Source organism: Collinsella sp. AM24-1 (assembly GCF_003470325.1).
Taxonomy (GTDB): domain Bacteria; phylum Actinomycetota; class Coriobacteriia; order Coriobacteriales; family Coriobacteriaceae; genus Collinsella.
Genome location: NZ_QRHM01000002.1, coordinates 150,434 through 177,354, shown reverse-complemented (window position 1 = coordinate 177,354; position 26,921 = coordinate 150,434). Strand labels below are relative to the sequence as shown.

18 protein-coding genes are annotated in these 26,921 nt (G+C 61.2%); 5 read left to right on the top strand and 13 right to left on the bottom strand.

All coding sequences use genetic code 11. The annotated features are described in order from the left end of the window. Nucleotides 1–8: 8 nt before the first annotated feature. From DW661_RS01560 to recJ, 5 genes are all read right to left on the bottom strand, one after another. On the bottom strand, nt 9–1,445 hold the full coding sequence (locus DW661_RS01560; RefSeq protein WP_118934286.1) for a transglutaminase-like domain-containing protein: 1,437 nt from the start codon (nt 1,443–1,445) through the stop codon (nt 9–11). Nucleotides 1,446–1,797: 352 nt separating this feature from the next. Next, entirely contained in the window at nt 1,798–2,664 is an 867-nt protein-coding gene (gene fba, locus DW661_RS01555) for a class II fructose-1,6-bisphosphate aldolase (protein ID WP_035137086.1), read from the bottom strand. Between the two features lie 194 nt (nt 2,665–2,858). Beyond that, the gene (locus tag DW661_RS01550) at nt 2,859–3,542 is read right to left on the bottom strand and encodes an MBL fold metallo-hydrolase (protein ID WP_118934284.1); all 684 of its coding nucleotides are present in this window, start codon (nt 3,540–3,542) and stop codon (nt 2,859–2,861) included. A gap of 84 nt (nt 3,543–3,626) precedes the next feature. Beyond that, entirely contained in the window at nt 3,627–5,987 is a 2,361-nt protein-coding gene (locus DW661_RS01545; RefSeq protein WP_089573299.1) for a bifunctional (p)ppGpp synthetase/guanosine-3',5'-bis(diphosphate) 3'-pyrophosphohydrolase, read from the bottom strand. Nucleotides 5,988–6,002: 15 nt separating this feature from the next. Beyond that, entirely contained in the window at nt 6,003–9,290 is a 3,288-nt protein-coding gene (recJ, locus tag DW661_RS01540) for a single-stranded-DNA-specific exonuclease RecJ (protein ID WP_118934282.1), read from the bottom strand. Nucleotides 9,291–9,565: 275 nt separating this feature from the next. On the opposite strand from recJ, the gene DW661_RS01535 reads away from it, so the two are divergent. Next, nucleotides 9,566–10,564, top strand: coding sequence for a bile acid:sodium symporter family protein (locus DW661_RS01535; RefSeq protein ID WP_118934280.1), 999 nt, complete (start codon nt 9,566–9,568; stop codon nt 10,562–10,564). Nucleotides 10,565–10,594: 30 nt separating this feature from the next. Here DW661_RS01535 and DW661_RS01530 read toward each other — a convergent pair whose 3' ends face one another. From DW661_RS01530 to DW661_RS01500, 7 genes are all read right to left on the bottom strand, one after another. Further along, complete coding sequence (locus DW661_RS01530) at nt 10,595–11,392, bottom strand: DUF4931 domain-containing protein (RefSeq protein WP_118934279.1); 798 nt, start codon at nt 11,390–11,392, stop codon at nt 10,595–10,597. A 3-nt stretch (nt 11,393–11,395) separates the two neighbouring features. After that, nucleotides 11,396–12,073: a copper homeostasis protein CutC gene (locus DW661_RS01525; RefSeq protein ID WP_118934277.1), complete on the bottom strand. Its 678-nt coding sequence runs from the start codon at nt 12,071–12,073 to the stop codon at nt 11,396–11,398. A gap of 325 nt (nt 12,074–12,398) precedes the next feature. Next, on the bottom strand, nt 12,399–13,100 hold the full coding sequence (locus DW661_RS01520) for an ABC transporter ATP-binding protein (RefSeq protein WP_035137222.1): 702 nt from the start codon (nt 13,098–13,100) through the stop codon (nt 12,399–12,401). 12 nt (nt 13,101–13,112) lie between these two features. Further along, a complete protein-coding gene (locus DW661_RS01515) occupies nt 13,113–13,973 on the bottom strand; it encodes an ABC transporter ATP-binding protein (protein ID WP_089573307.1) in 861 nt (286 codons plus the stop codon). Continuing rightward, nucleotides 13,963–15,042 (bottom strand): branched-chain amino acid ABC transporter permease, encoded by a 1,080-nt coding sequence (locus DW661_RS01510; RefSeq protein WP_117635469.1) that lies wholly within the window; start codon nt 15,040–15,042, stop codon nt 13,963–13,965. Before DW661_RS01510 ends, DW661_RS01515 begins: the two co-directional genes overlap by 11 nt. A 9-nt stretch (nt 15,043–15,051) precedes the next feature. Continuing rightward, on the bottom strand, nt 15,052–15,933 hold the full coding sequence (locus tag DW661_RS01505; RefSeq protein ID WP_117635470.1) for a branched-chain amino acid ABC transporter permease: 882 nt from the start codon (nt 15,931–15,933) through the stop codon (nt 15,052–15,054). Between the two features lie 139 nt (nt 15,934–16,072). Further along, the gene (locus DW661_RS01500; protein WP_117635471.1) at nt 16,073–17,260 is read right to left on the bottom strand and encodes an ABC transporter substrate-binding protein; all 1,188 of its coding nucleotides are present in this window, start codon (nt 17,258–17,260) and stop codon (nt 16,073–16,075) included. A 494-nt stretch (nt 17,261–17,754) separates the two neighbouring features. Here DW661_RS01500 and DW661_RS01495 point away from each other — a divergent pair, with 494 nt between their 5' ends. Both DW661_RS01495 and DW661_RS01490 read left to right on the top strand, forming a co-directional pair. Continuing rightward, on the top strand, nt 17,755–19,098 hold the full coding sequence (locus DW661_RS01495) for a homoserine dehydrogenase (RefSeq protein ID WP_118934275.1): 1,344 nt from the start codon (nt 17,755–17,757) through the stop codon (nt 19,096–19,098). A gap of 220 nt (nt 19,099–19,318) precedes the next feature. Further along, nucleotides 19,319–20,068 carry an SDR family NAD(P)-dependent oxidoreductase gene (locus DW661_RS01490; RefSeq protein ID WP_006234445.1) on the top strand — a complete coding sequence of 250 codons (750 nt, stop codon included), beginning with the start codon at nt 19,319–19,321 and terminating at the stop codon, nt 20,066–20,068. Between the two features lie 281 nt (nt 20,069–20,349). Here the strand turns inward: DW661_RS01490 and DW661_RS01485 are convergent, their stop codons facing one another. Then, nucleotides 20,350–21,912, bottom strand: coding sequence for a cation:proton antiporter (locus DW661_RS01485; protein ID WP_118934273.1), 1,563 nt, complete (start codon nt 21,910–21,912; stop codon nt 20,350–20,352). Nucleotides 21,913–22,096: 184 nt separating this feature from the next. Here DW661_RS01485 and DW661_RS01480 point away from each other — a divergent pair, with 184 nt between their 5' ends. Both DW661_RS01480 and DW661_RS01475 read left to right on the top strand, forming a co-directional pair. Next, nucleotides 22,097–25,843: a phosphoribosylformylglycinamidine synthase gene (locus DW661_RS01480; protein ID WP_118934271.1), complete on the top strand. Its 3,747-nt coding sequence runs from the start codon at nt 22,097–22,099 to the stop codon at nt 25,841–25,843. 99 nt (nt 25,844–25,942) lie between these two features. Then, nucleotides 25,943–26,878 (top strand): DMT family transporter, encoded by a 936-nt coding sequence (locus DW661_RS01475; protein WP_118934269.1) that lies wholly within the window; start codon nt 25,943–25,945, stop codon nt 26,876–26,878. Nucleotides 26,879–26,921 lie beyond the last annotated feature (43 nt).

Here is a 26,921-nt window from a genome sequence, read left to right as displayed (position 1 = left end):
GGGCCCGTTCAGGCTGTTGCGTTGAGATTGAAAATCAACCCGATGAGTTCGACCGTGCGGAGCATCTCGCGCCGACGGCATCCGCGACCGTCGACCGAAGCCTCACCCATCTGGTTATCGTAAGGGTCCTCGCGCATGCCGTCGAAAGAGGGCTCAAACTCTGCCTGGAATCGATTGTTGGCCACCATACGCCACGGGTCGAGATTGCCAAAGTAGTGACGGCGGCGCCACTCCTCCCCCATCCTGCGAGCAGAAGATCCAAATGACACGTCGGCGTTGAGCCAACCGGTCTGCGGCGTATAGAACTCTGCCCAGTCGTGCGACCCCACCGAATCGGGCGCAACATACAGGCCGCTCTGCCAACGGGCAGGCACGCCCGCGATACGGCACATGGTGATAAACGTGAGCGCCATAACGCCGCAATCGCCGCGGAGCGAATGCGCGCAGTCATCGGCAATAGATCCCAAAAGCAAGTACGGCGGCTGATAGCGATAGTCGATGTACTGCGTCAGGTAATCATAGATAGCACGGGCGCGATCGAGCGGATCCTCGAGCCCGTCAATGACACGGGCTGTCAGCTGCTGTAGATACGGCGTGAATGCAATGTGCGGACGGTCCTCGGAGGTGTCCACGGGCAGTGGCGCGTCCATGTAAGGATGCACCGGAAGCGCACCCCCATAGACATCACGATAAGCGGCATCAATTTGATAGCGATAGGTCACCGAGAATGAGCGCTCACTCGAAGAAGACCACGAGGCGGTACGCGCCGAAGCATTCGCGGGGGCAACAGCACCCTCCGGCGTCATATCGAGAACCTCGATATGAGACTGTTGACGACAGGCGGCGGCAACGGGTAGCCACGCGCGAACGGTCTCCCCTTCCAGAGCACCGGGGACAGACACGGACGCTTTAAGCGTAATGACGCGAGCCAATCCGTTTTGTGACTCCATCTCCTTGAGCATCTCGTTGCGCAGTGCTATTCCGTCCGTAGAATCGGGCCGCATGCCGGGAACCTCTTTGGGATATACGCGAAGCGAATCGAGGAAGTTGTCGAGAACGAACAGTTCGCCATCGATAAAGCGCCAGTCAATACGCTTACGATTAATCAGGTCATCAAACTGCTCTTCGGTAAACTCTGGCCACTCCTCGCGAATCATCGCAATAGCCTGATCGCGCGACACCGAAAAATGAAGCGGCGTCTCGAGCATGCGATACCGCTCGGCACGAACACAAGCAGCCAGCGAAGGCTCGGGGTTCTGCTCCAGAAGGCGATCGCAGGCAGCAACAGCCTGCATCAAATACCCGGCATCCTTAAGACGAAGAATCTCAGTGGGTAGCCCAATATCGAGATGGCGAAAATCATCACAGCGAACATCAGCAGAGCAACCAACAGGACCCTCGTCAATAACCTTCCCATCCGAAGGCAGTACATTAATAACAGCCATACCAAAACTCCAAGTCACTAGAACGCTTGAAGCACATTGTACCGACATAAAAACAAAGCCCCAACCAAGGAGCCCCACACGCCGATAAACGGTACCTATTTAATTATCTCAGCCCCGTAACCCTGCGGCGTTAAACGAAGGAAGCCCCGTCCCCCGGAACTGCTTCCTTGGCGCGACTTCTGGCGAAGCCAGTAGCCATCTTAATTTAGCCCAGTAACCCTGTAGCGAGTTAACGAAGGAGGCCCCGTTTCCCCGGAGCTGATTCCGTCGCGCGACTTCTGGCGAAGCCAGGTGAGCGCGAGGGAAACAGCGTAGGGGAAACGGGGCCTCCGGCGGGAAGTTAAACCGCTACTTACGCCTTGTTGACGGAGCCAAACTCCTCCATGAGCTCCTTGGTGCGGGCAACGATGTTGTCGCGACCAGGCTTGAGGAGCTTGCGGGGGTCAAAGCCCTTGCCCTGCTGATCCTTGCCAGCCTCGATGTACTCGCGGACGCCCTTGGCGAAGACGAGCTGCAGGTCGGTGTTGACGTTGATCTTGGAGATGCCCAGGGAGATGGCCTTCTTGATCTGATCCTCGGGGATGCCGGTGCCACCGTGCAGAACGAGGGGCAGGTCACCGGTCTGGGCCTTAATCTCGCCCAGACGCTCGAAGGAAAGACCAGCCCAGTCGGCGGGGTACACGCCGTGGATGTTGCCGATGCCGCAGGCGAGGAAGTCGACACCCAGGTCAGCGATCTGCTTGCACTCAGCAGGATCAGCGAGCTCGCCGCTGGAGGTCACGCCGTCCTCGGTGCCGCCGATGCCGCCGACCTCGGCCTCGATGGACATGCCCTTGGAGTGGGCAAGCTCAACGAGCTCCTTGGTGCGGTCGAGGTTAAGCTGGAAGGTCTCCTCGTGAGAGCCGTCATACATGATGGACGTGAAGCCGGCCTCGATGCACTTGAAGCAGTCCTCGTAAGAACCGTGATCGAGGTGAAGGGCGACGGGAACGGTAACGCCCGTGGCCTCGACGGCAGCCTTGACCATGTCGGCGCAGACCTTGAAACCGCCCATCCACTTAGCGGCACCAGCGGTGCACTGAAGGATCAGCGGAGACTTGGCCTCCTCGGCGGCCTGGAGAATAGCCAGGGTCCACTCGAGGTTGTTGGTGTTGAAGGCACCAAGACCGTACTTGCCGGCCTCGGCCTTCTTGAGCATGTCTGCTGCGTTGACGAGCATAAAAGAAACCTCCTGTAAGGTTGCTCCGATAACGCCTGAGATTTTACCACGGCGCACCCGAGCATAAACGTTCGTTTGTTCACGAATATCGTCCAAACAGACTTTTTTGACCGTTTGCCCTACGAAATCGACCCGTTGGGGAAAAATAGCTTGACGTTTGGACGCTTCTCGTGCTTCAAAAGCCGACTATTAAGCTAAATCTGCATGAAAGGGTTCTGCATGAGCTCGCGTGCCATGGTGGTCGAATCGCCATGACCGGTTAGGCAAACGGTATCGGGCGGGAGAAGCCGGGCGAGCTTGGAGAGCGAGCGCAGAATCGCCGCCTCGTCTCCTCCAGAAAGATCGGTGCGGCCGTGCCCACCCGGAAACATGGTGTCGCCCACAAAGGCAATGTTCCCCTGCTCGGTGGCGGCAAACAAGACGATCCCGCCCGGCGTATGCCCTGGCGTCTCGATCACCTGCAGGTAGATATCGCCCACCTTGATAGCATCTTCCTCGGCGAGCAGGTGCGTCGGCTCCCCGGGGTCAGGCGTCTCAATGCCCCACATAGCTCGCTGTTCCTCGATGTTCGCATGCGGCACCGCCACATCCTTAGCACACAGCTCATACTGGCAGCCCTCGCCAACGGTGGTTCGCACGCCTGCAACACCACCAACATGATCGGCATGGCCATGAGTGCATACGGCGCCAAACACGCGTACGCCGGGATGCTCGGCTCGAATATGCTCCACCAGGCGTTCGCCTTCCCATGCGGGATCGATAATCACGCACTCATTGTCCGAAATAACAGCATAGCTATTGGTCTGAATGGGACCGTTTACGAGCGTCTCGATCTCGACCGATCCCTTGGGAGTTAAATCCAAGGACACAGCACTCATGTCCCTCTCCTCTCTATAGAACTCGAGGCATCAAACGATGCCTCGAGTGTAGCGAATATCGATAATGTGACACGTTCGTCGCGACTAAACGCGGCGCTTAAGCTGGGCTCCACCCTCACCGGGCATCAGGCGGCGCGCGTCGTAGACCGAGTCAACGCTGCTGATGGAGGCCAGCAGCGGATCCAGACCACTCGCGTCCGAGATCTCGACCATAAAGCGCAGGGTTGCAATACCCTCGCGGTTGGTCGACGTGGCGGCAGAAAGGATATTGCCGCCCGCATCGCCAATGGCAATGGTGACATCCTTGAGCAGGCCCATGCGGTCCAGGCACTCGACCACGATCTCGACCTGGAAGAGGGTGTCGGCAGCGCCGTCCCACTCCACTTCGATCATGCGCTCGGGATGCTCCATAAGACCCTTGACGTTGGGACAGTTGGCGCGATGCACCGAAACGCCACGACCGCGCGTGATGAAGCCGACGATGTCGTCGCCCGTCACGGGGTTGCAGCAATGAGCCAGACGGACCAGTAGGCCGCTGTTGCTCTCGCCCTTGACGATAATGCCGTTACTGGCGCTCTTGCCGCGCTTTTGCGGCTTGCGGTTGGAGCCGCGAGCAGGCTGCTTCACGACCTCGGCGATAGCCTCGGCCTTGGTGAGCTGTTCCTCGGGCTTGGGGTCCAAGATTTGCTCGACCTTATTGCCCACAGCGCGCGGGGCAACCTTGCCGGCGCCGACGGCGGCAAACAGGTCCTCGAGCTGCTTGAAGTTAAACTGCTCCGCCACGGCGTTGAGCGCACGCGTCGAACGCGGCGTAGAAATGCCATAGCCACGCTTACGCAGGTCCTTAGCCAGCATATCGCGACCAGCAGCAGCGTCGTCGTCCTTGGTCGCAGCGGCAAAATAGCGGCGGATCTTTGACTTGGCGGAAGGTGTCTTAACGATCTTGAGCCAATCACGCGACGGCTTGGAACTCTTGTTAGTCAGAATCTCGACACGGTCACCCGTCTTAATCTCGTGCGTGAGCGGAGCCACCGCACCGTTGATTTTGGCGCCGACGCAATGGTTTCCCACCTCGGTGTGAACGGCGTAGGCAAAGTCGAGCGGCGTGGAGCCGGCACGAAGCGCCATGACCTCGCCCTTGGGCGTAAAGACAAAGATCTCCTGATCGAAGAGGTCGACCTTCAGCGAATGCAGGTATTCCTTGGCATCGGTGATCTCGTCGGAAGCCGCCCAATCGAGCGAATGCTTGAGCCAGTTGATCTGGTCGTCCAAACGTTGAGCGTCATTGGTCTTGGAAGCAGACGATCCGCCCGACTTCTTATATAGCCAGTGGGCGGCAATGCCGTACTCGGCCTGCTCGTGCATCTCGTAGGTACGAATCTGAATCTCGAGCGGGCGAGCCGTGGGGCCGATGACCGTCGTGTGGAGCGACTGGTAGTTATTGACCTTGGGCATGGCGATATAGTCTTTAAAGCGGCCGGGCATGGGGTGCCACAGCGTGTGCACCGCGCCGAGCGTGGAGTAGCAATCGCGCACCGAATGCGTGATGACGCGCAGTGCCACCAGGTCGTAGATCTCGGAGAATTCCTTGCCCTTGCGCTTCATCTTTTGGTAGATGGACCAATAGTGCTTGGAACGGCCGTTGATCTGGAAGTCTTCCAGGCCAATGCGGTTGAGCTCGTCGGTGAGCGTCTTGATGGTCTCGGCCAGATAGCGCTCACGGACCTCGCGCGACTCCGCCACCATGCGTGCGATGCGCTGGTAGGCATCGGGCTCCAGGTAGAAGAAGGACAGGTCCTCGAGCTCCCATTTAATGGAGCTCATGCCCAGACGGTCGGCCAGGGGCGCATACACGTCCATGGTCTCGCGAGCCTTAAACAGGCGACGGTCCTCACGCAGGGCTGCAAGGGTGCGCATGTTGTGCAGACGGTCGGCAAGCTTAACGATGATGACGCGGATGTCCTTGGACATGGCGAGGAACATCTTTCGCAGCGTGAGCGCCTGTTTCTCGTCCATACTGTCGACTTCGATGTTGGTGAGCTTGGTCACGCCATCGACGAGCTCGGCCACCGTATCGCCAAACAGGCCGGAAACATCGGCAAGCGAGGTCTCGGTATCCTCGACGGTATCGTGCAGCAGCGCGGCGCACACTACATCGCAGTCCATCTTGAGATCGGCCAAAATGATGGCCACCTCGACGGGATGGTTGATGTACATCTCACCCGAGCGGCGCTTTTGGTTGCAGTGCTTCTCGGCGGCAAAGCAGTAGGCTTGCTCCACCTTGGAGAAGTCGTCCTCATTCATATATTTGAGGCACAGGCGCTCCAACTTGTCGTAGCTGTCCGCCATAATCTCGGGCGGCAGCTCATCGGCATGCTTATAGTGCTCCATCTCCGAGAACGGTTGGAGGGTGGAATCATGGGCGGTACGGGCTGCGGCATCCATCGAGGTCCCCTTCCCCTAGGCCCGCGGTACGATCGGGCGGTTAACTTTGGCTAGCATATCAGAAGCGCACGAGTCGAGCGCCCAGCTCCGGAAAGCCGAGAACTCCATGCGCGAGCGCAAGCCCTCCAAATAGCGAATTGACCTGCTCAATTGCACGCGGCCGGGGTTTTCGGCCATCGCGATGCGACGGGTGTCGTCAAACCCCGAAACGCGACAGAAACCAAGCTCTTCGAAGATTCCCAGGCCACTTTCCACCGAGCGCTCGTCGACCGGCGTGCGAGCATCGATGGCAAGGCACATCTGCGCGATGTCGATATCGCTTGCGCAGAATGAATCATCCCCGGTCTTACCGCGGTTGGAGCGCCACATGGTCTGCAGCGCACGATAGAGTGTGACGAGTTCGTCGCGCTCGGGTGCGTAGCAGTCGAGCAGGCGCTCGTTGATGCGGGCGTCGCGCGACGAATAGAGCAGGTGGATCACGGCGGGCTGTCCATCGCGACCGGCACGCCCGCTCATCTGGTTGAACTCAATGGCGCCAAACGGCATGTGGTACAGCACGACATGGCGGATATCGGGCAGGTTCACGCCCTCGCCAAAGGCGGAGGTCGAAACGATGCAGCTGAGGCTTCCGTCTCGGAATGCTTCCTCCACGCGGCGGCGATCGGAGCGCGCAAGCCCCGCGTTATAGAACGCGATATGGGTTGCGCAATCGGGCACACGCTTGCGCAACGTCTTGGCGAGCGCCACGGACTGGTCGCGCGAATTGACGTAAATGACGGTCTTCTCCCCCGTCGCCACGATCGACACCAAACGGTTCTCGCGGCTCGCAAGGTCGCGGTCGTCCTCGAGCTGCAGGTTCTCGCGCACCGTCTCGTCGACCACCGTGCGAGTAATCGGCAGCATGCGGGCAAGCTCGGCCACGACCGGAGCCGTTGCGGTGGCAGTCGTGGCCAGAACGACCGGATCGCCCAGGGCCTTGAGGATATCGGGCATGTCGAGGTATGCGCTTCGGTCGCCGCCCTTGGCAAGACCGGCATGGTGCGCCTCGTCAATAACGACAAATCCGATACGCCCCGAGCGCGCAAAGCGGTCGCGGTGAATAGACAGGAACTCAGGCGTCGTGAGCACGATGCCGGTGCGGCCCGAAGCCAGGTCGGCAAACACGTCATCGCGCGCTGCTTCCACGGTCTCGCCGGTCAGCACGCCGACGCCAATGCCGAGCGCAGCCATCGTCGATGAAAGATGATAGGCCTGGTCGGCAACGAGTGCGCGCAGCGGATAGACAAAGATGCTCGCACGCCCTCGAAGGACCGCCTCGCGCGCGGCGTGCACATGGAAGATGAGCGACTTACCACGTCCCGTCCCCATAACGGCCAAAACGCTCTGGTGGTCGGCGAGCGCGTCGAGTGCCTCGACCTGCGCGCGATGTGGCTGGTTCGAGCCGATAAAGCTATGGATAAGCGAGCGCGTGAGCTCGGTATAGGAAAGCTGGGCGAGCGTTTGGCGCTTGCGGGACTCCAGACGAAGACCGGCGTCCGCAGGCTCCACGCCGCGGCGAAGCTCACATGCCGGGTCGCCAACGCTGGGCGCCGTGGTATCGCGGACCAAGACATCCTTGATCATGAGCTTTGGCTTTACGCGACCTTGCCAATGCTCGGCCACGGCCTCGAACACCAAGTCGACGGCGCTGTCGCAATTGATGAGCCTATCGATCTGCGGCACGCGAAACATGATGGCCGGCACACTCGCGGCGCCATCGGTCGCCACAAAGCGCATGTGCTCGCCGGTTTTGCCCACCACGGCGCGATCGCACATCGTCACGCCCTCGGCGGCCAGAAGCGGCACCTTATTGCCCTGGCCAAACGGCTCAAGACGAGAAATCTGCTCGATAGTCTCGATATTCAGCTCGGAGAGGTCGACGGTGGCGGCAACCTCGTCGGTGTCCTCAAAGTCCTCGGCGGGAAGCTCGGACAGCACGGCGGAAAGGCGACGACGGAACTCATCGAGCTTGGACGCCTCGATGGTCACGCCCACCGCACCGGCATGCCCGCCGCGGCGAATCAGCAGGTCGGAGCAACGCTCGACGGCGTCGAACAGGTTGACTTTGCCCACCGAGCGGCCCGATCCGCGTGCAATGCCGTCCTCAATCGAGAAGAGCAGCGCCGGCACGTGGTAGCGATTGGCCAGGCGGCTCGCCACGATGCCCTTGACGCCCTCGTGCCAGCCCTCACCGCCCACGACGATTGCGCGCCCGCCGTCATAAGTCTCCTCGACCTTCGCCATGGCATCGCGCGTAAGCTCGGCCTCGATCTCGCGGCGTTGGCGATTGATTTCCTCGAGCTCGGCGGCAAGAGCGCTCGCTTCGATGGGGTCGCGGGCAAGCAGCAGGTCGAGCGCCAGCTTGGGATCAGCCATGCGGCCGGCAGCATTCAGACGAGGGATGAGCGAAAACGACAGGCCGTCGGCCGTAATGGTAGAAAGGTCGGCCTTGGCAAGTGCGGCAAGCGCGATATAGCCGGGGCGGGCCGTCACGCGCATCTGCTGGATGCCCTCGGCGACCAGTGCGCGATTCTCGGGCGTGAGCGGCATCATGTCGGACACGGTGCCCAGCGCTGCGACCTCTATCAGCGAACGCCAATACGACGGCTTGCCCAAACGCTCGCCCAGGACCTGCACCAGCTTGAGCGCCACGCCGGCACCGGCAAGCTCGCGCGAGGGACCCTCGTCCTCGAGCTTGGGGTCGGTCAGGGGCACGCCCTGCGGCACCTGGTCGGAGGGCTCGTGATGGTCCGTGACCACCAAATCGATCCCCAGGCTCTCCAGATAGGAAACCTCTTCCTTGGCGGCAATACCGTTATCGACGGTCACAATCAGGTTGGGTTGGGCGAGCTCGTTGACGCGGTCGAGCGCCGCACGCGACAGGCCGTAGCCCTCGTCAAAGCGATGCGGAATAAACGGCGTGACATCGGCGCCAAACGTGCGCAATGCCTCGGTCAACAGGCAGGTCGACGTAATACCGTCAACATCAAAATCGCCAAAGACCGCAATGTGCTCGTGGCTGCGAATAGCGCGCTCAACGCGGTCGGCGACGACCGCCATGCCCGGAATAACGAGCGGGTCGGCCCAGTCGCGATCGAGCGAAGGCGTCAAAAACAGCTGGCCTTCTTCGATGGATGTAATGCCGCGCGCAACCATAATGCGCGCCACCAGCCCGGGTATGCCCAGGCCAGCCGAAAACTCCTTTTCGAGCTCGGGGTTTTGCCGAGCGACCGCCCAGCGATGCGTCGTCTTAAGCGATGACATAGGCGCCCACCCCCGATAGGGGCAGGTCGCCGCGATACCTCTCACGGTTCATAGCGATGAGTCCTCTGTGTATGCCCGCTTCGGCAGGCAGATCTGTTGAACGGATTTATTATACCGTGCGGCACGGACGCACAACGTCCAGCACGCCGCGGTTTCGATAAACGAGGGCGGTAATAGCCTCGAAATATTCGAGCGTTTCTGACGCACGGACGCATGCGAGCGTCTAGCATATCCATTCAAAACGGATTCACGAGCAAAGGGAGTCACAAGAGCATATGAAGCAATGGGTTGGACTGGGCAAGTTTCTCGCGGGGCACATGCAGGTCATCGTTCCGATTTGCGTGACGCTCGGCGTGCTCTTTCCCCAGCAGATCGGCGTGCTCAAGCCAATCGTTCCCGCCCTGTTTGCCTTTATGACGTTCCAAGGTGCGCTCAGCAACACCTTTCACCAGGTGGCCGAGGTGTTCCGCCGTCCCCTGCATCTGATTTTGGCGTTATTTGTCTCGGCCGTGCTCATCCCCATCGCGGCGTATGCCATGGGCTCACTGTTCTTTGGTTCCAACCCAAACCTTGTCTGCGGCATCGTGCTCGAGTACAGCGTACCCGTGGCAGTCACCGCCTTTATGTGGATCAGCATGTTCGGCGGCAACGGCCCGCTCGCGCTCACCATCATCCTGACGTCCTCGGTCATCTCGCCCGTCACGATTCCGCTCACGCTTAAGCTCCTGCTGGGTGCCACCGTTGCAATCGATGTTCCGGGCATGATGCAGAACATGGCCTTTATGATCGCCATCCCCGCCGTGCTCGGCATCGTGATCAACGAGTTCACGCGCGGATGGGGACACGAGAAACTCTCCCCCGCGCTTTCGCCCGCCTGCAAGTTCATGATGATGGGTGTCATCGCCTCCAACTCCACCGCCATGAGCGAGTACGTGCTGCACATGAATGCGGTGCGCCTGGAAGTCGCCCTCTTTATTTTGACCTTCGCCATCAGCGGCTTTGTCGTCGGCATTCTGGTCGCCCGCGCGTTGCACCTGCCGTATAGCGAGACGACCACCATGTGCTTTACCTGCGGCATGCGCAATATCTCTTCGGGCGCCGTCATCGCCACGCAGTATTTTCCCGGCGAGGTCGTGTTTCCCGTCATGTGCGGAACGCTGTTTCAGCAGGTACTTGCCTCGTTTATCGGGCATCTCTTTGAGCGTCTAACCGGCGAGGAGCGCGCCGCCCAGCGCAAGCGCGTCGAGGCCGGCCGCGACGCCATGGCACGCTAGGCAGCACACTTTTCGCAGGCGTTCGCCTCGCTATGCGAGCGTTTCCAGATGCGCACGCAGGCGCTCTGCATCGATATCGAGCGTGGTCTCGGCATTGACCTGGGCCAAACGATAACCGACAAAGTAGGGCGAAACCACCCAACGCGGCAACACCTTGGCAATGGTCCGGCCGTCCATGTGGTAGAAGAACAAGTTGTACGACTCCGCGCGGCCGCCGTGGTGCTCGTGCAGGATATAGCGCAGGGCCACCTGAATCGCGTCGGCAAACAGGTCCGCTTCGGCTTGGTCGCGGGCGTCGTCGCTGGCGGCGATTCCCTGTGGAGCCGAGACGTTAACCTCAAAGAATCCCATAATCGGTTCGGTTGAGATGTTGACCGAGATTCTCCCCTGTTGCCAAACATTGATGCCTTCGAAATTGGCGGAAGTCAGCGAAGCATAGCCGTCTTCCTGCTCCAAGCCCACAATCTGCATGTGTGGATGGACGAGACTGCCGCCCGAAAGCGGGCCTTTGTTCTTGTACATGAGCACACTGCGGTACTGTTGGGAATCGATCATCTGCTGCCAACAGCCCAGGGCAAACCGCATCACATGATGCAGCTCGTCTGGCGCATAGGTCACCAAGTCGGCATCGTGATCTGCCGATTCAATCAACACGGTTTGACGGGTGGCGCGCAGGGTTTTGAACTTGTTCTCGAGCCAAATGCAGTCACCATCGCGCTGGATGATGTTGGCGAGCCCCTCCGTGTCGCAAAAGGGACACGCGGTGCCCGGGCGACGATTATCGTCGGGCTTGCCGCTCGCCTGCTGAACGTCAAATACCAGTGCCACAGGTTACACCTCCAGCGGCACGATCTTGGTGCCATGGAGCTCGGAGACGCCCAGTGCCGCCGCCACGGTTTCGCGGTTGGCCGTGGTGATACCGCCGCCGGGAAGGATGGTCAACCGATCGCCCGCATACTCGATTAAACGAGCCAGGTGATCGAAATTATCCTCGATCGACGTACCGGCCGCGCCGCCATGCGTCAGGATGCGCGTAACGCCGCAGTCGGCAAGTGTATCAATCGCATCGAGCTGAGCCTCGGGCGAGAGCTGGTCAAATGCCATGTGGAAGGTGATGTCAAGGGACTCGCGCTTGCACTCCTCGGTCGCGCAGCCCGTAGCCATAACGAGGGCGCCGAGAGTGAGCTCGTCGAGCGCCCAGCCGCCGGCACAGGGCTTGCAGCAGCCAAAGACCAGGCCGTCAACGCCGGCGCTCACAGCAAGGCCCAGGTCCATCTCCATCATGCGCAGCTCATCCTGGTTGTAATGAAAGTCGCCACCACGCGGACGAATCATGCACATCACCCGCGCATCGTGCTCGTGAGCGTAGCTGACCGTAGCGCTGATAACGCCGGCGGAAGGTGTGGTGCCGCCAACGGCAAGGTTGTCGCACAGCTCAATACGACTCGCACCGGCCTTAATGGCCGCCGGCACCCGCTCAAAGTTCTCGGCACAAAACTCGTACAGCATAGATAGACCCCCGAAGACAGCAGATGTTTTCCGACGGGCATTGTCACACACCCCCATGAAGTTGCGGTGGAATAAGGACTCTTTTGGCCTCTGAGGCTCCCATTTAGTCCCTATTCCACCGCAACTTAAAGGGGTAGTCGTTGGCATCTGCCACAACGTCGATGTTTTGACAACGACAGCGAAAGCCCGCCAGAGCGAGCAAGGTGCCTTGAAACAAGGCGGCATTGACCTTCTGGTCATGCCGCCGAAGTTGAAAGGCAGATTGCCGCTCTGGCGGGCTTGCAGCGTCGAGCCGTTACGCGGTTTGGTAAAACCGCGTAACTAGTTAACCGCCCAGGTAGGCTTTGCGGACGTTATCGTCGTGCAGGAGCTCTTGGCCCGTGCCGGTCATGGTGATCTTGCCGGTCTCGAGCACGTAGCCGCGCGTGGCGATCGAGAGTGCCATCTGCGCGTTCTGCTCGACCAGAAGCACCGTGGTGCCGGCCTTGTGCAGGTCCTCGACAATCTGGAAGATCTGCTCAATCAGAATCGGCGCCAGACCCATGGAAGGTTCGTCGAGCATAAGCAGTTTGGGGTTACTCATAAGGGCGCGGCCCATAACGAGCATCTGCTGCTCGCCACCCGAAAGGGTGCCGGCGACCTGGCGACGGCGCTCCTTCAGGCGCGGGAACTGCTCGTAGACGCGCTCAAGGCCCGGAGCAACCGTGGACTTGGGCTGCGTGTAGGCGCCCATCTCCAGGTTCTCCTCGACCGTCATCTGCAAAAAGGCGCGACGGCCCTCGGGCACCTGGGCCAGGCCCTTACCAACCAGCTTATCGGCGGGCGTATGAGTAATGTCCTCGCCCATAAACTTGATGGAGCCGGTCTTGGAGCGCAGCAGGCCCGAGACGGTCTTGAGCGTTGTGGACTTGCCGGCACCGTTCGCACCGATCAGAGCCACGATCTCGCCCTCGTTGACGTTAAAGGAGATGTCCTTGATGGCGTGGATGGCACCGTACCAGACGTTGATGTTGTAGACGGAAAGCATCGGCTCTGCCATTTAGTTCTCCCCCTTATCCTGCTTGCCCAGATACGCCTCGATAACGGCGTCGTTGTTCTGGATTTCCTCGGCCGTGCCCTTGGCGATGACCTTACCAAAGTTGAGCACGCAGATGCCCTCACAGATGTTCATAACGAGCGACATGTCGTGCTCGATAAGCATGATGGCGATGCCGAAGGTGTCACGAATCTTGACGATGTTCTCCATGAGCTCGGCGGTCTCGGACGGGTTCATGCCGGCGGCAGGCTCGTCGAGCAGCAGCAGCTTGGGGTTGGTGGCAAGCGCACGGACGATCTCCAGACGACGCTGAGCGCCGTAAGGCAGCGAGCCGGCCTGCTCATTTGCCAGATGCTCCATATCAAAGATGGACAGCAGCTCCATGGCGCGCTCGTGGGCGGCCTTCTCGTGCTTCCAATACGTCGGCAGGCGCAGCACGCCCTCAAAGCCGGAGTAACGCTCCTGGTTATGCAGGCCGACCTTAACGTTATCCTCCACCGTCATGGTGTTAAACAGGCGGATGTTTTGGAAGGTGCGGGCAATACCCATGCGGTTGACCTGGTAGACCGACTTGCCCGAGGTGTCCTCACCGTCGAGCAGGATGGTGCCGTGCGTGGGCTGGTACACCTTGGTGAGCAGGTTGAAGACCGTGGTCTTACCAGCACCATTGGGGCCGATCAGGCCGGCGATCTCGGTCTTGCCGATAGTCAGGCTAAAGTCGTCGACCGCTTTGAGGCCGCCGAACTCAATGCCCAGGTGGATGCACTCGAGCGCCGGGCGCTGGCCCAGGTCGCGATCGGGAACGATGGCGCCAGAAGGATACGGGACCATCTTGCCCTTGTTGAACTCAAATTTACTGGGCATCGGCTGCCACCTCCTTCTTGGAAGCAAAACGGTCCTTGACGCGACCGAAGAACGCCTTGAGCTGCGGGTTGTTGGTAAAGATCATGACCAGGATCAGCACGATGGCGTAGATGAGCATGCGGTAGTCCGAGAACTGACGGAGCAGCTCAGGAAGCACCGTGAGCAACGCCGCCGCGATGACGGAGCCGCGCATGTTGCCCAGACCGCCCAGGACCACGAACACCAGGATGAGGATCGACGTGTTGAAGTCGAACTTGGTGGCGGAGAGCTGCGAGAAGTTACCGCCGAAGAGAGCTCCGGCAGCACCGGCGAGGGCAGCGGAAACCACGAAGGCGATCATGCGGTACTCGGTGACGGAGATGCCTACGGACTCGGCTGCAATCTTGTTATCGCGCACGGCCATGATGGCACGGCCGGTACGGCTGCGCACCAGGTTGAGTACAATCACGAGCGCGACCATGACCAGGATGGCACCGGCGAGGAAGGTCGAGTACGTCGACACGCCCGAGGCACCCTGGGCGCCCTTGATGATGGCGGTGCCGTCCTCGAGCAGGTGCAGGTCGTCGATCGTGGAGTTGCCCGTGATGTTAAAGATCACATGCAGGCCGCGGGAGTCGACACCCACAATGAGGCAGGTGACGATCTCTTTGATGATCTCGCCAAAAGCCAGGGTCACGATGGCCAGATAGTCGCCGCTCAGGCGCAGGACCGGGATACCGATCAAGAAGCCCAAGATGGCAGCGGCGATAGCGCCGACCACAATGCTGATGACAAGACGTATTGGATCGGAGGGGACGGCGCTCTCGAGGGCAACCGCGGTAACGATGCCCGTATAGGCGCCGACGCTCATAAAGCCCGCGTGGCCCAGCGACAAGTCGCCCGCGATGCCGACAACGAGGTTGAGCGAGATGGCCATAACGATGTAGGCCGTGATGGGAACCAACTGGCCGGCGATCATGCGCGGGATCATATGGTTGGACTGCATAAAGAACACGATGGCGAATGCCACGATGCACATGGCGTACGTGACAAAGTCGTGACGCGTCTGCTTGTCTTTAAGGAACTTCATAACGCTCACCTACACCTTCTCGGGGACGTACTTGCCCAAGAGGCCGGCAGGCTTGACGAGCAGGACGATGATCAAAACACCAAAGACGATGGAGTTGGCAAGGCTCGTGGAAATGTAAGCCTGCGCCATCGCTTCGATGATGCCGATGAGAATGCCACCGACAAAGGCACCGGGGATGGAGCCGATGCCGCCGAAGACGGCGGCGTCGAAGGCCTTAATGCCAGGCATGGCGCCCGTGGTGGGCTGCAGGACCGGCGAGTAGGAGCACAGGAGCACGCCGGCGATGGCGGCAAGGGCGGAGCCGATGGCAAAGGTCATCGAAATAGTGCGGTTGACGTTGATGCCCATGAGCTGAGCGGCGGACTTGTCCTCGGACACGGCGCGCATGGCCTTGCCCATCTTGGTCTTACCTGTAAAGAACATCAGACCGGCCATGATAACCAGGCAGGCGACGATGGTGACGAGCGAAACGGCGCTTACGTTGAACTTGGCCAAGAACTCCGGCACCGGGAAGGTGACGAGCGAAGTGAAGTTCTTGGGCGTGGCGCCCCACAGGAGCTGCGCGGCGTTCTGCAGGAAGTAGGACACGCCGATGGCCGTGATCAGAACGGCCAGCGGGCCCGCCTGACGCAGCGGCTTGTATGCCAGACCCTCGATGAGAACACCGAGAACCGTGCAGACCACACAAGAGAGAACTACAGATGCCCAGCCCGGGAGGCCGAGATACGACGTGGCGCAGAACGAGACATAGGCACCGACCATGATGACGTCGCCGTGAGCGAAGTTGAGCATCTTGGCGATACCGTAGACCATGGTGTAGCCCAACGCGATGATGGCGTAGACGCTGCCCATGGACAGGCCGTTGACCAGGTATTGGATAAAGACCGTCATGTTCCACATCCCCCTTTCGAATAGGTTTCCAGTTGATGTATGAAACAGGGACGTTACATCGTCCCTAGATACCAAGCAAGCAGGGAAGGCCAAAACCTCCCCTGCTTGGGATCAAAACCGCTCTATGTAAGGCGGCCTATTAGGCCTGTACGTACTTGCCGTCGGTAATGACGTACGCCGTCGGGTCCTTCTGGACCTGACCCTTGTCGTTCCAGGAGAGCTTGCCAGTCAGGCCGTCAACAGTAATCTTGAGCATAGCCTTAGGCAGCTTCTCGGCAACCTCGGTGGGGTCGGCGTCGACGCCCAGGCCGGCCTCCTTGAGAGCCTCGACCACAGCATGCACGCCGTCGTAGGCGTCGGCGGCAAACTGGTCGGGGGTATCACCGTACTTATCCTTGTAAGCGTTGACGAAGTCGGCGTTCTTCTCGTCGTCGGCGGAGAACGGGGTCATAAGCAGCAGGCCCTCGGCAAGAGAGGTGTCGAAGCCCTCAACGCCCAGGATGCCGTCCATGCCGTCGCAGCCCATCATCTTGACGTCGTAGCCCATGTCCTTGGCGTTCTTGAGCAGGACGGACGCCGGCGTGTAGTAGATCGGCGCAAAGATCATGGTGGCGCCTGCCTGCTTGGCCTTGGTCAGCTGGTTGGTAAAGCTCGTGGCGGAGTCGTCCTTAAAGGTCTCCTCGTCGACAATCTCAAGCTTAGACTTAGCGGCCTGGGCCTTAAAGGAATCTGCGATGCCCGAAGAATAGGCATCGCCGGAGTTATAGAACAGCACGAACTTCTCGTTCGCATACTTCTCTGCCAGGAACTTGGCAGCGTTGACACCTTGGTTGGGGTCGGTAAAGCAAACCTGGAAGACGCAATCCTTGCCCTTGGTAACGTCCTCGGAGGACGCAGACGGGGTGATCATGAACGTCTCGGGGTCGTTGCCGCACTCGGCGGCAACGGCGACCGACGCACCCGTGGTGGTCGGACCGACGAGGGCCTGCATGCCCCAGTCGAGCAGGGTGTTGAAGGCGTTGACGGCCTTCTCACCGTCAGCCTGGTCGTCCTCGGCCTTGCTGACAAGCGGCAGCTCCTTAGTCGAGAAATCCTTGCAGCCAAGCTCGACAGCCTGTGTAACGGACTTGCCGTAGGACGCGTTGGCGCCGGTCAGCGGGCCGATGGTGCCGATCTTAAACGAAGCGTCGCCCGACGCGGAACCGCTGTCGCCGCCGTTGGAGGAGCAGCCAGCTAGAATGGACATCGCCCCCAGACCTGCTGCGCTCGCGATAACGCTCCTGCGATTCATAACAGGGTTCAATGACTTACCGGTGAGGCTCGACATGCGGCTCTCCTCTCAAATCTCGTCGGGTTTCGGTTACCCGACAGGCCATCCTTCGCCGTGTTCGGCGTTCGCAAAATAGTAGACGCTTTAGTTAGGAAAAGTGGCGAATATTTCAACTTTTCTTTGGATTTGTTCATTTATCCATATTTCTGCGTATTTCTATTTTTTTATGCAGTAATGCCACTTTATTGTGTAAAAGTAATGTTTCCATTCTGTTACAAGCGTTCCCGCTCTTAATAAACATGGTGTCCCCCTTTTCGCTGGCCGCGGTGCGGCTGTTTTGCGGTACGGGGCAAACCTTATGGCGCAAACGTTGACAGTTTGTTACGGAAGTTCATTTGTAGCGAGCATGTTTCCAATGTTTCCGCAGCGTTTCGGGGGTGCCGTTTTGTGCGACTCCTGTTGCCTGGCGAGCATGCGCCCTCGGTTCACGCTAGAATGCACTCAACCTTTAAGCGGTTAATCCATCCATAAGATGCACGAAGGAGCTATCTATGAGCGAATCCCTGCGCACCGTGAACGTCGGTCTGATCGGTCTGGGGACCGTCGGCGGCGGCGTGGCCCGTCTGATCAAGAGCCACCACGATGAGTACCTGGCCGCCTACGGCATCGACCTTAAGCTGACCCGCGCCTGCGCGCTTGCCTGGGAGCAGGCCGAGGCAGCCGGTATTGAGCGCGAGGCCTTTACGAGTGACTGGCACGATGTCGTCACCGACCCCGCCGTCGACATCGTCGTCGAGCTGATCGGCGGCGAGCATCCCGCAACCGAGATCTTCACCACCGCCTTTGAGCACGGCAAGCATGTCGTCTCTGCCAACAAGGCTCTGCTGGGCCGTCACGTCGAGACGCTTGCCGAGAAGGCGCGCGCGTGTGGCGTGCAGATTAAGTGCGAGGCCAGCTGCGGCGGCGGCATCCCCATCGTGAGCACGCTTGAGCACGACCTGGTGGGCAACAAGATCCTGACCATCGCTGGCATTCTCAACGGCACCACCAACTACATCCTGTCGCGCATGGACGCCGAGGGCGCCGATTACGCTGACGTGCTCGCCGACGCCCAGGCAAAGGGCTATGCCGAGGCCGACCCGTCCGCCGACGTCGACGGCTTCGACGCCGCCAGCAAGACGGCCATCCTCGCTTCCATCGGCTTTGGCACCCGCGTGACCACCGACGATGTCTACCAGCAGGGTATCCGTACCATCGGCGCCGAGGACATTGCCCAGGCCCGCGAGCTCGGCTACACCATCAAGCTGCTGGGCATCGCACGCAACACCGACGCCGGCGTCGACGTCCGGGTGCATCCCACGCTGATCCCCGCCGACCACATGCTTGCCAAGGTCAACGGCGCCATGAACGCTGTCTACGTGGTGGGCGACGCCGTGGGCGAGACCATGTTCTACGGTGCCGGCGCAGGCTCCTTCCCCACCGCGAGCGCCGTCGTGGGCGATATCCTGTCGCTCTCCGAGCAGATCAGCCGCGGCGTGGCTCCGCTGCCCGAGATTGAGCCCTATGGCCACAACCTCGCCTTTAAGCCCATGGACGAGCTCCAGACCAAGTACTATGTGCGCCTGAAGGTCGCCGACCGCGTGGGCGCCCTGTCCGAGACGGTCGACATCTTTGCCAAGCACAACATCTCGATCTCGCTCATCAACCAGGTCGAGGACGGCAAGTCGGGCGTCAGCGATGCCTGCTCGGTCATCTTCCTGACGCACCGCGCACTCGAGAAGGACGTCCAGGCTGCCGCCGCCGAGCTTGCCAGCGTCGACTGCGTGGCCGAGGTCGCCAACGTCCTGCGCATCGAGGACGTCGAGGCCTGGACCGAAGGCGTCATGGCGAACTAGTCCAGTCCTTGGCACACAACATAGCACCTGAGGGGCTCCCGTCCGTTTGGATGGGAGCCCCTTTGTTTGAAACCGCCCATTGCGTTCATCAAGCAAAAGTTTGAACAACTTGGCCATTCGCTGACAACCGAGGGTGCCGTTTACCGATATGCGAACGAAGTTGATTTTGCGCGCCGTTATGCTGTGCTGCGTATGTCCACCCCCGAAGAATGGAGGCACCATGTTGCTCGAGGGTAAGAAAGCAATCATCACCGGAGGCACGCGCGGTATCGGCTATGCCATCGCCTGCCGTTTTATCGAGGAAGGCGCCGCCGTCACCGTCTTTGGTTCGCGTCAGGAAACCGCCGACGCGGCCGTTGAGAAGCTCGCCGCCGCCTATCCCGAGGCAAAGATCTGGGGGCGTTCGTGCAACCTCACCTCACTCGAGGCCGTAACCGAGGCCTTTACGCAGGCCGCAGCCGACATGGGCGGTCTCGACACGGTCGTCAACAATGCCGGTATCTCCCAGCGCTCGCCCCTTTTGGACTACACGGCCGAGGAGTTCGCCAAGGTCATGGACCTCAACGTCGTCGCCGTCTTTAATGGTCACCAGGCCGCTGCCAAGATCATGACCGAAGCCGGCCACGGTGGCACCATCACCACCACGAGCTCGATGGTCGCTAAGTACGGTCAGCCCTCCGGCGTTGGCTATCCCACGTCCAAGTTCGCCGTCAACGGCATGGTCCAGTCGCTCTCACGCGAGCTCGCCCCCGTGGGCATTCGCGTCAATGCCGTCGCCCCCGGCGTAACCAGGACCGACATGGTCGCCAACCTGCCCGAAGAAGTCATCAAGCCCATCATCGCTACCATCCCGCTCGGCCGCATGGGCGAGCCCGAGGATGTCGCCAACGCCTTTGTCTTCCTAGCGAGCGACATGGCCGCCTACGTTACGGGCGCTGTGCTCCCCGTCGACGGAGCTGCCCGCTCTTAAGGGACCACAAGCCTCAGCTCCCAGCCTCAACATTGCTCAACTAAAAGGCGCGCTTCCTGCATCAACTGCTGGCGGCGCGCCTTTGTTCTGTTTGTATGGGAAACTGCGTCCCGGTATTTCAGCTCAGAACGGGGCGCAGCTTCCCCCAGAGCCTTCTTTCGGAAACTATGTCCCATTCTGGGTCCGGATTCCGGGATGCGCTTTCCGCAACGGACTTCTCGTGGAAAGCGCATCCCACTCTAGACGCCAATTCCGGGATGCATTTTCCGCGGCGACGTTGGCTACCTGCCGTCGTCGTCCTGGGCCTCTTCGTGTGCGTAAAGCTCCAGCATGCGGCGGCGGTATTCGCGCACGGCGAGCTTGGCGCGCTCCAGGCGGCGGCGCTCACGCGGGGTGAGCTTGCCGGGGTCGATCTCGTCGCCGTAAGTCTTTTCGGCCAGCAAATGGGCGGCGTCCACGATACGGGCATCGATGTGCCCGCTTGCCGCCTCGGCCGAGAGGCGGTCGGCAATGGAATCAAGGGTAGGTATGCCGTCGAGCGTGCGACCGTGACCATGCGAGGTCAGCAGCTCGTGCTCGCGTGCGAGCAGGCTCGCCAAATCGTGATGGGCACGCAGGATGTCGAGCGCATCGGATGGATGCTCGGCAACCTCTGCCACGGCGGCAACCGGCGCGGCATCGACCACGCGGTAGAAGAGCTGCGCGAGCAGTGGCATCAGGAACACCGTGATGGCGCCGGCCGCCACCATAACCGAAGCGACGCCCTGTGATAATGCGCCGGCGTTGACAGCGACGCTCGTCACGGCGACGATAATCGGCAGCGCCGTGGTGCAGTACAGGGCCACGGTAATGCGGCCATACGCCGACACATCGCGCGTCGCAGGACAAATGCTCATAGAAATAAGAATGGGCACGGCGCGGATAACCAGCAACGCCACGATAAAGCCCACGAGCAGGCCAGGGCGCGATGCTACAGCCGTCAGGTCGATCTTGGCACCCGACACGGTAAAGAACACCGGGATTAAAAAGCCATAGGCAAGGCCATCGAGTTTAAGCTCGAGCGTATGGTTGCCCTCGGGGATGATATAGCGCAGGACAAAGCCCGCCGCAAAAGCGCCCAGCACGATATCGAGGCTAAATATGGCGGAAAACGCCACGAGCGTGACCAAGATGAGCACCGTAAGGCGCACGAACGTTTGGGAAGTCGTATCGGCGCGCTCCTGAATAAAGGCAAAGAAGCGGCTGCCGATACGCTTGGAGCGGCTGGGGACCACGGCAAGCAGCACACACACCACGGCGAACAGGCCCAAGATCAGCAACGTCTCGATACCCGCACGGGCAGACAGCAGCACCGACATGGCGAGCACGGGGCCAAGCTCACCCCACGTACCGTAGGCAAGAATCGAATCGCCGACGCGCGTCCCGGCAAGCGACCGCTCGCGCAAGATGGGCATGAGCGCCCCAAGCGCCGTCGAGGTCAACGCCAGCGTCACGGCGATGCCATCAAAATGACTGACCGAAAACCACGGGGTAAAGCGCACGGCAAGCCAGGCGATGCCAAACGTGACGACCCACGTCGCCATGCCGTAACGCCCCTCGATGCCCGTGATGTTCTTGGGATCGATCTCAAAGCCGGCAAGCAGGAACAAAAAGGCCAGGCCGAGCTCGGACACGAGCGAGACCTCGGCATCCACATGGATAATGCCGAGCATATGAGGTCCCAGCACCGCGCCAAACACGAGCAAAAAGACCGTCTCGGGAACGGGTTTTCCGGGAATCGCCGAGGCGATGAAGGGGCTTGCAAAGGCCACGAGTGCGATGATGGCGAGCGAAACAAATGCCATGTGATGCCTTTCTCTTGTTTGCGCTCCACTGTAGCACCCTCGCCGTCCTCAACGCGCCACGAGCTGTCGTATCATAGTGAGGTTTAAAAGTATGCGGCTCAAGGCGACCGCGAGGCTTGCCCCGCAAACCGACCGCTGCCGCATACCGCACCGTACGCCCAACCGATCAGGAAGGCAGGAACCAATGGTCTCTCGTATCTACGTGGAGAAGAAACCCGGGTTCGACGTCGAGGCTCAGCAGCTCAAGGGCGAGCTGACCGAGATTCTCGGCATCAAGGGCATCGAGGCCCTGAGGATTATCAACCGCTACGACGTCGAGGGCATCGATGAGGAGCTGTTCCGCTCCTGCGTGCCGACCGTCTTTAGCGAGCCCCAGGTCGATGTGACCTACAACGAGCTCCCCGCAAGCGACGGCGCCGTCTTTGCCGTCGAATTCCTGCCTGGCCAGTTTGACCAGCGCGCCGACTCCGCCAGCGAGTGTGTGCAGCTCATCAGCCAGGGCGAGCGCCCCGCCGTACGCTCCGCCAAGGTCTATATGATCTCGGGCGCCCTGGACGAGGCCGCCATCGAGGCCATCAAGCACTACGTGGTGAACCCCGTCGAGGCGCGCATCGCCTCGCTCGACCTGCCCGAGACGCTGCACATGGAGACCCCCGAGCCTGCGCCCGTCGAGGTGCTTGACGGCTTCCGCGAGCTCGACGAGGCCGGTCTTGCCGCCTTTATCTCCGATCGCGGTCTTGCCATGGACGAGGCGGACATCGCCTTCTGCCAGCAGTACTTCCGCGATGAAGATCGCGACCCCACCATCACCGAGATCCGCGTGATCGACACCTATTGGTCCGACCACTGCCGCCACACCACCTTCGGCACCGTCCTGGACGACGTGACGATCGACGACGCCGTGGTGCAGCAGGCCTTCGACCGCTACATGGAGATGCGCCACGAACTCGGTCGCGACACCAAGCCCGTCTGCCTCATGGACATGGGCACCATCGGCGCCAAGTACCTCAAGAAGACCGGCGTCATGACCGATGTCGACGAGTCCGAGGAGATTAACGCCTGCACCGTCAAGGTGAAGGTCGATGTCGACGGCGAGGACCAGGACTGGCTGTTCCTCTTTAAGAACGAGACCCACAACCACCCGACCGAGATCGAGCCCTTCGGCGGTGCCGCCACCTGCGTGGGCGGTGCCATCCGCGACCCGCTGTCGGGCCGCAGCTACGTGTACCAGGCCATGCGTGTCACCGGCGCCGGCGACCCCACCGTCCCCGTGTCCGAGACGCTCGAGGGCAAGCTGCCGCAGCGTAAGCTCGTGACCACTGCTGCCGCCGGCTACTCCAGCTACGGCAACCAGATCGGCCTTGCCACCGGTCAGGTCAACGAACTCTATCACCCCGGCTACGTCGCCAAGCGCATGGAGGTCGGCGCCGTCGTGGGCGCTACCCCGGCAAACCACGTGCGTCGCGAGTGCCCCGCCCCCACCGACAAGATCATCCTTTTGGGTGGCCGCACCGGCCGTGACGGCATCGGCGGTGCCACCGGCTCCTCCAAGACCCAGAACACCGAGTCCATCGAGACATCGGGCGCCGAGGTCCAGAAGGGCAACGCCCCGGTCGAGCGCAAGCTGCAGCGCCTGTTCCGCCGCGGCGATGCCTGCCGTCTGATCAAGCGCTGCAACGACTTTGGCGCTGGCGGTGTCTCGGTCGCCGTAGGCGAGCTTGCCGACGGCCTGTATGTCGACCTTGATACCGTGACCAAAAAGTACGACGGTCTTGACGGCACCGAGCTCGCCATCTCTGAATCCCAGGAGCGCATGGCCTGCGCCGTCGCCGACGGTGACGTCGAGGAGTTCATGGGCTACGCCGCCGAGGAGAACCTGGAGGCGACCGTTATCGCCGAGGTTACCGCCGAGCCGCGCATGCGCATGGCCTGGAACGGCGTCGCCATCGTCGATCTGTCCCGCGAGTTCCTCAACTCCAACGGTGCGCCCAAGCACCAGGTCGTCCACGTCTGCGTCCGCAGTGTGTGGCAGCCCAGCTGGGCCGGTACCACGCTCGCCGAGCGCATGACCTCGCTCGTCACCGACCTCAACGTCGCTTCTAACAAGGGCCTTTCCGAGCGCTTCGACTCCACCATCGGCGCCGCGACCGTGCTCATGCCCTTTGGCGGCAAGACGCAGCTCACCCCCAGCTCGGCCATGGTCGCCAAGTTCCCCGTGGACGGCGAGACCACCACGGCGAGTGCCATGGCATGGGGCTTCAACCCTTATCTGATGGAGGCCGACCAGTTTGCGGGCGCCTACCTGTCCGTGGTCGAGTCCATCGCCAAGCTCGTGGCTGCCGGCTTTGAGCACAAGCGCGCCTATCTCTCCTTCCAGGAGTACTTCGAGCGTCTGCGCACCGAGGCCGAGCGCTGGGGCAAGCCCACGGCAGCCGTCCTGGGCGCCCTCATGGCCCAAGTCGACCTGGGTGCCGGCGCCATCGGCGGCAAGGACTCCATGAGCGGCTCGTTTGAGGACGAGGCCGGCGAGCTCAACGTTCCGCCGACCCTGATCAGCTTCGCTGTCGCCGTGGGCAAGGCGGCCCGCGCTGTCTCCCCCGAGTTCAAGGGCCTCACACACCGCGTCGTCCGTATCGCCCCCGCCACCTATGGCGAGGACTACCGCCCCGATGCCCAGCAGCTGCTCGCCGCGTTTGACGCCGTCGAGGCGCTCACCGCTACCGGCGACGCCCTGGCCGTCTCCACGCCCGGCTACGGCTGCGGCGCCGAGAGCCTCTTTAAGATGTGCGTCGGTAACCAGATCGGTATCGAGCTTGCCGAGGACGTGGACGTGGAGAGCCTCTTCACCCCGCTCTACGGCAGCTTTATCGTCGAGCTCGCCGAGGACGCCGAGCTGCCCGAAGTCGCCGACGGCGTTGTCGTCGAGCCCCTGGGCACCACCGTCGAGGGCTATGTCATCGACACCGGCTCCGAGGTCATCGAGCTCGCCGAGCTCCAGGAGGCCTGGGAGAGCGACATCGAGGGCGTCTTCACCTACCGCAGCACCGGCGAGACCCCCGAGGTCGAGACCATCGACTTCCGCGCCAAGGATATCCACGTGTTCGGCGGCGCCAAGATCGCCCGCCCGCGCGTGATCATCCCCGTGTTCCCCGGCAACAACTGCGAGTACGACAGCGCCCGCGCCTTCCGTGCCGCCGGTGCCGAGGCCGACACCTTCGTGATCAACAACCTCACGCCCGAGGCCGTCGCCGAGAGCACCCACGAGCTTGCGCGCCGCATCCGTGCAAGCCAGATCGTTATGATCCCCGGCGGCTTCTCGGGCGGCGACGAGCCCGACGGCTCTGCCAAGTTCATCACGGCGTTCTTCCGCGCTCCCGAGGTCACCGAGGCAGTCCGCGACTTGCTCAAGGCCCGCGATGGCCTGATGCTGGGCATCTGCAACGGCTTCCAGGCCCTGATCAAGCTCGGCCTGGTGCCCTACGGCGACATCGTCGACGCCACGCCCGATGCGCCCACGCTGACGTTCAACACCATCGGTCGCCACCAGAGCCGTCTGGTGCGCACCCGTATCTCGTCCAACCTGTCCCCGTGGCTTTCGCAGTGCAGCCTGGACGACCCCTACACCGTCGCCATCAGCCACGGCGAGGGCCGCTTTGTCGCCAATGACGAGGTGCTCGCCCAGCTGATCGCCAACGGCCAGGTCGCCACGCAGTACGTGGGTGAAGACGGAAAGCCCAGCATGGATCTTTCCGTCAACCCCAACGGCTCCGCACTCGCCATCGAGGGCATCACGAGCCCCGACGGCCGCGTCCTGGGCAAGATGGGCCATGCCGAGCGTCGCGGCGACAACCTGTACCGCAACGTGCCCGAGCATGTCCCCGGCGATAAGTTCATGCCGATCTTTGAGAGCGGCGTGGCCTACTTCGCTTAAACCTTTCCCATCGGGTACAATCCCCTCGGGTAACAACACCCGCCACCGACACATCCGGTGGCGGGTTCTTTTTTGCTTCGCGCATGCAGGAAGGACATCATGGAAAGCCGCAAGCCGTATCTCGCCACCCTGCCCGGACTCATCCTGGGCTGTCTTGTTTGTTGCGCGCTCTGGGGATCGGCCTTTCCCTGCATCAAGATCGGCTACGCACTCTTTGGTATCCCGGCGCACGATAGCGCCTCGCAGCTGCTCTTTGCGGGCTTGCGCTTCACGCTTGCCGGCGCCCTGGTTATCGTTGGGATGAGTGCGGCCCAGCGCCGCCCCCTCATTCCGCAGGCTCGCGACATCAAGCCCATCTTTGTCTTGTCGCTCTTCCAGACTATCGGGCAGTACTTCTTTTTCTATCTGGGCCTCTCGCGCGCCAGCGCCATGTCGAGCTCCATCATCGAGGCCAGCGCCAACTTCCTCGCAATCCTCTTTGCCGCCCTGGCATTTCACACCGAGAAGCTCAATACGGCCAAGGTGCTTGGCTGTGCGCTGGGCTTTGCCGGCGTCGCGCTCGTCAACCTCTCGGGCGCAGATGGCACCTTTGGCTTCAGGCTCGATGGCGAGGGCTTTATCCTAGCCTCCACTGTCGCGGGTGCTCTTTCGACCTGCCTGATCGGCATCTTCTCGCGCAAGCATGACGGCGTCTTGCTCGCCGGCTGGCAGTTTTTAGTCGGAGGTTTGGTCCTTACCACCATCGGGTTTTTGATGGGCGGCGCGCTCTCCCCCACCGCGATCATCCCCGCCATCGCACTCATTATCTATATGGCACTCATTTCCGCCGTCGCGTACTCGCTATGGTCGCGTCTGCTTGCCGTCAACCCCGTCAGCCGTGTGTCGGTCTTTGGCTTTATGAATCCAGTCTTTGGCGTACTGTTGAGCGCTCTGCTGCTCGGCGAGGGCGCTGGCACGAGCCCTGTTACCGTACTTGTTGCCCTGCTGTTGGTCTGCGGCGGCATCATCATCGTCAACAGGCCCAAAAAGGTCTAACGAACTACCCCTATTTAGCAGAGGGGGTTCACATGCTTTAGCT

Excerpts from the sequence above, each read along its gene's own strand:
- DW661_RS01560 (WP_118934286.1), bottom strand. The coding sequence starts at position 1,445 with ATGGCTGTTATTAATGTACTGCCTTCGGATGGGAAGGTTATTGACGAG.
- fba (WP_035137086.1), bottom strand. The coding sequence starts at position 2,664 with ATGCTCGTCAACGCAGCAGACATGCTCAAGAAGGCCGAGGCCGGCAAG.
- DW661_RS01550 (WP_118934284.1), bottom strand. The coding sequence starts at position 3,542 with ATGAGTGCTGTGTCCTTGGATTTAACTCCCAAGGGATCGGTCGAGATC.
- DW661_RS01545 (WP_089573299.1), bottom strand. The coding sequence starts at position 5,987 with ATGGATGCCGCAGCCCGTACCGCCCATGATTCCACCCTCCAACCGTTC.
- recJ (WP_118934282.1), bottom strand. The coding sequence starts at position 9,290 with ATGTCATCGCTTAAGACGACGCATCGCTGGGCGGTCGCTCGGCAAAAC.
- DW661_RS01535 (WP_118934280.1), top strand. The coding sequence starts at position 9,566 with ATGAAGCAATGGGTTGGACTGGGCAAGTTTCTCGCGGGGCACATGCAG.
- DW661_RS01525 (WP_118934277.1), bottom strand. The coding sequence starts at position 12,073 with ATGCTGTACGAGTTTTGTGCCGAGAACTTTGAGCGGGTGCCGGCGGCC.
- DW661_RS01520 (WP_035137222.1), bottom strand. The coding sequence starts at position 13,100 with ATGCTTTCCGTCTACAACATCAACGTCTGGTACGGTGCCATCCACGCC.
- DW661_RS01515 (WP_089573307.1), bottom strand. The coding sequence starts at position 13,973 with ATGCCCAGTAAATTTGAGTTCAACAAGGGCAAGATGGTCCCGTATCCT.
- DW661_RS01510 (WP_117635469.1), bottom strand. The coding sequence starts at position 15,042 with ATGAAGTTCCTTAAAGACAAGCAGACGCGTCACGACTTTGTCACGTAC.
- DW661_RS01505 (WP_117635470.1), bottom strand. The coding sequence starts at position 15,933 with ATGACGGTCTTTATCCAATACCTGGTCAACGGCCTGTCCATGGGCAGC.
- DW661_RS01500 (WP_117635471.1), bottom strand. The coding sequence starts at position 17,260 with ATGTCGAGCCTCACCGGTAAGTCATTGAACCCTGTTATGAATCGCAGG.
- DW661_RS01495 (WP_118934275.1), top strand. The coding sequence starts at position 17,755 with ATGAGCGAATCCCTGCGCACCGTGAACGTCGGTCTGATCGGTCTGGGG.
- DW661_RS01490 (WP_006234445.1), top strand. The coding sequence starts at position 19,319 with ATGTTGCTCGAGGGTAAGAAAGCAATCATCACCGGAGGCACGCGCGGT.
- DW661_RS01485 (WP_118934273.1), bottom strand. The coding sequence starts at position 21,912 with ATGGCATTTGTTTCGCTCGCCATCATCGCACTCGTGGCCTTTGCAAGC.
- DW661_RS01480 (WP_118934271.1), top strand. The coding sequence starts at position 22,097 with ATGGTCTCTCGTATCTACGTGGAGAAGAAACCCGGGTTCGACGTCGAG.
- DW661_RS01475 (WP_118934269.1), top strand. The coding sequence starts at position 25,943 with ATGGAAAGCCGCAAGCCGTATCTCGCCACCCTGCCCGGACTCATCCTG.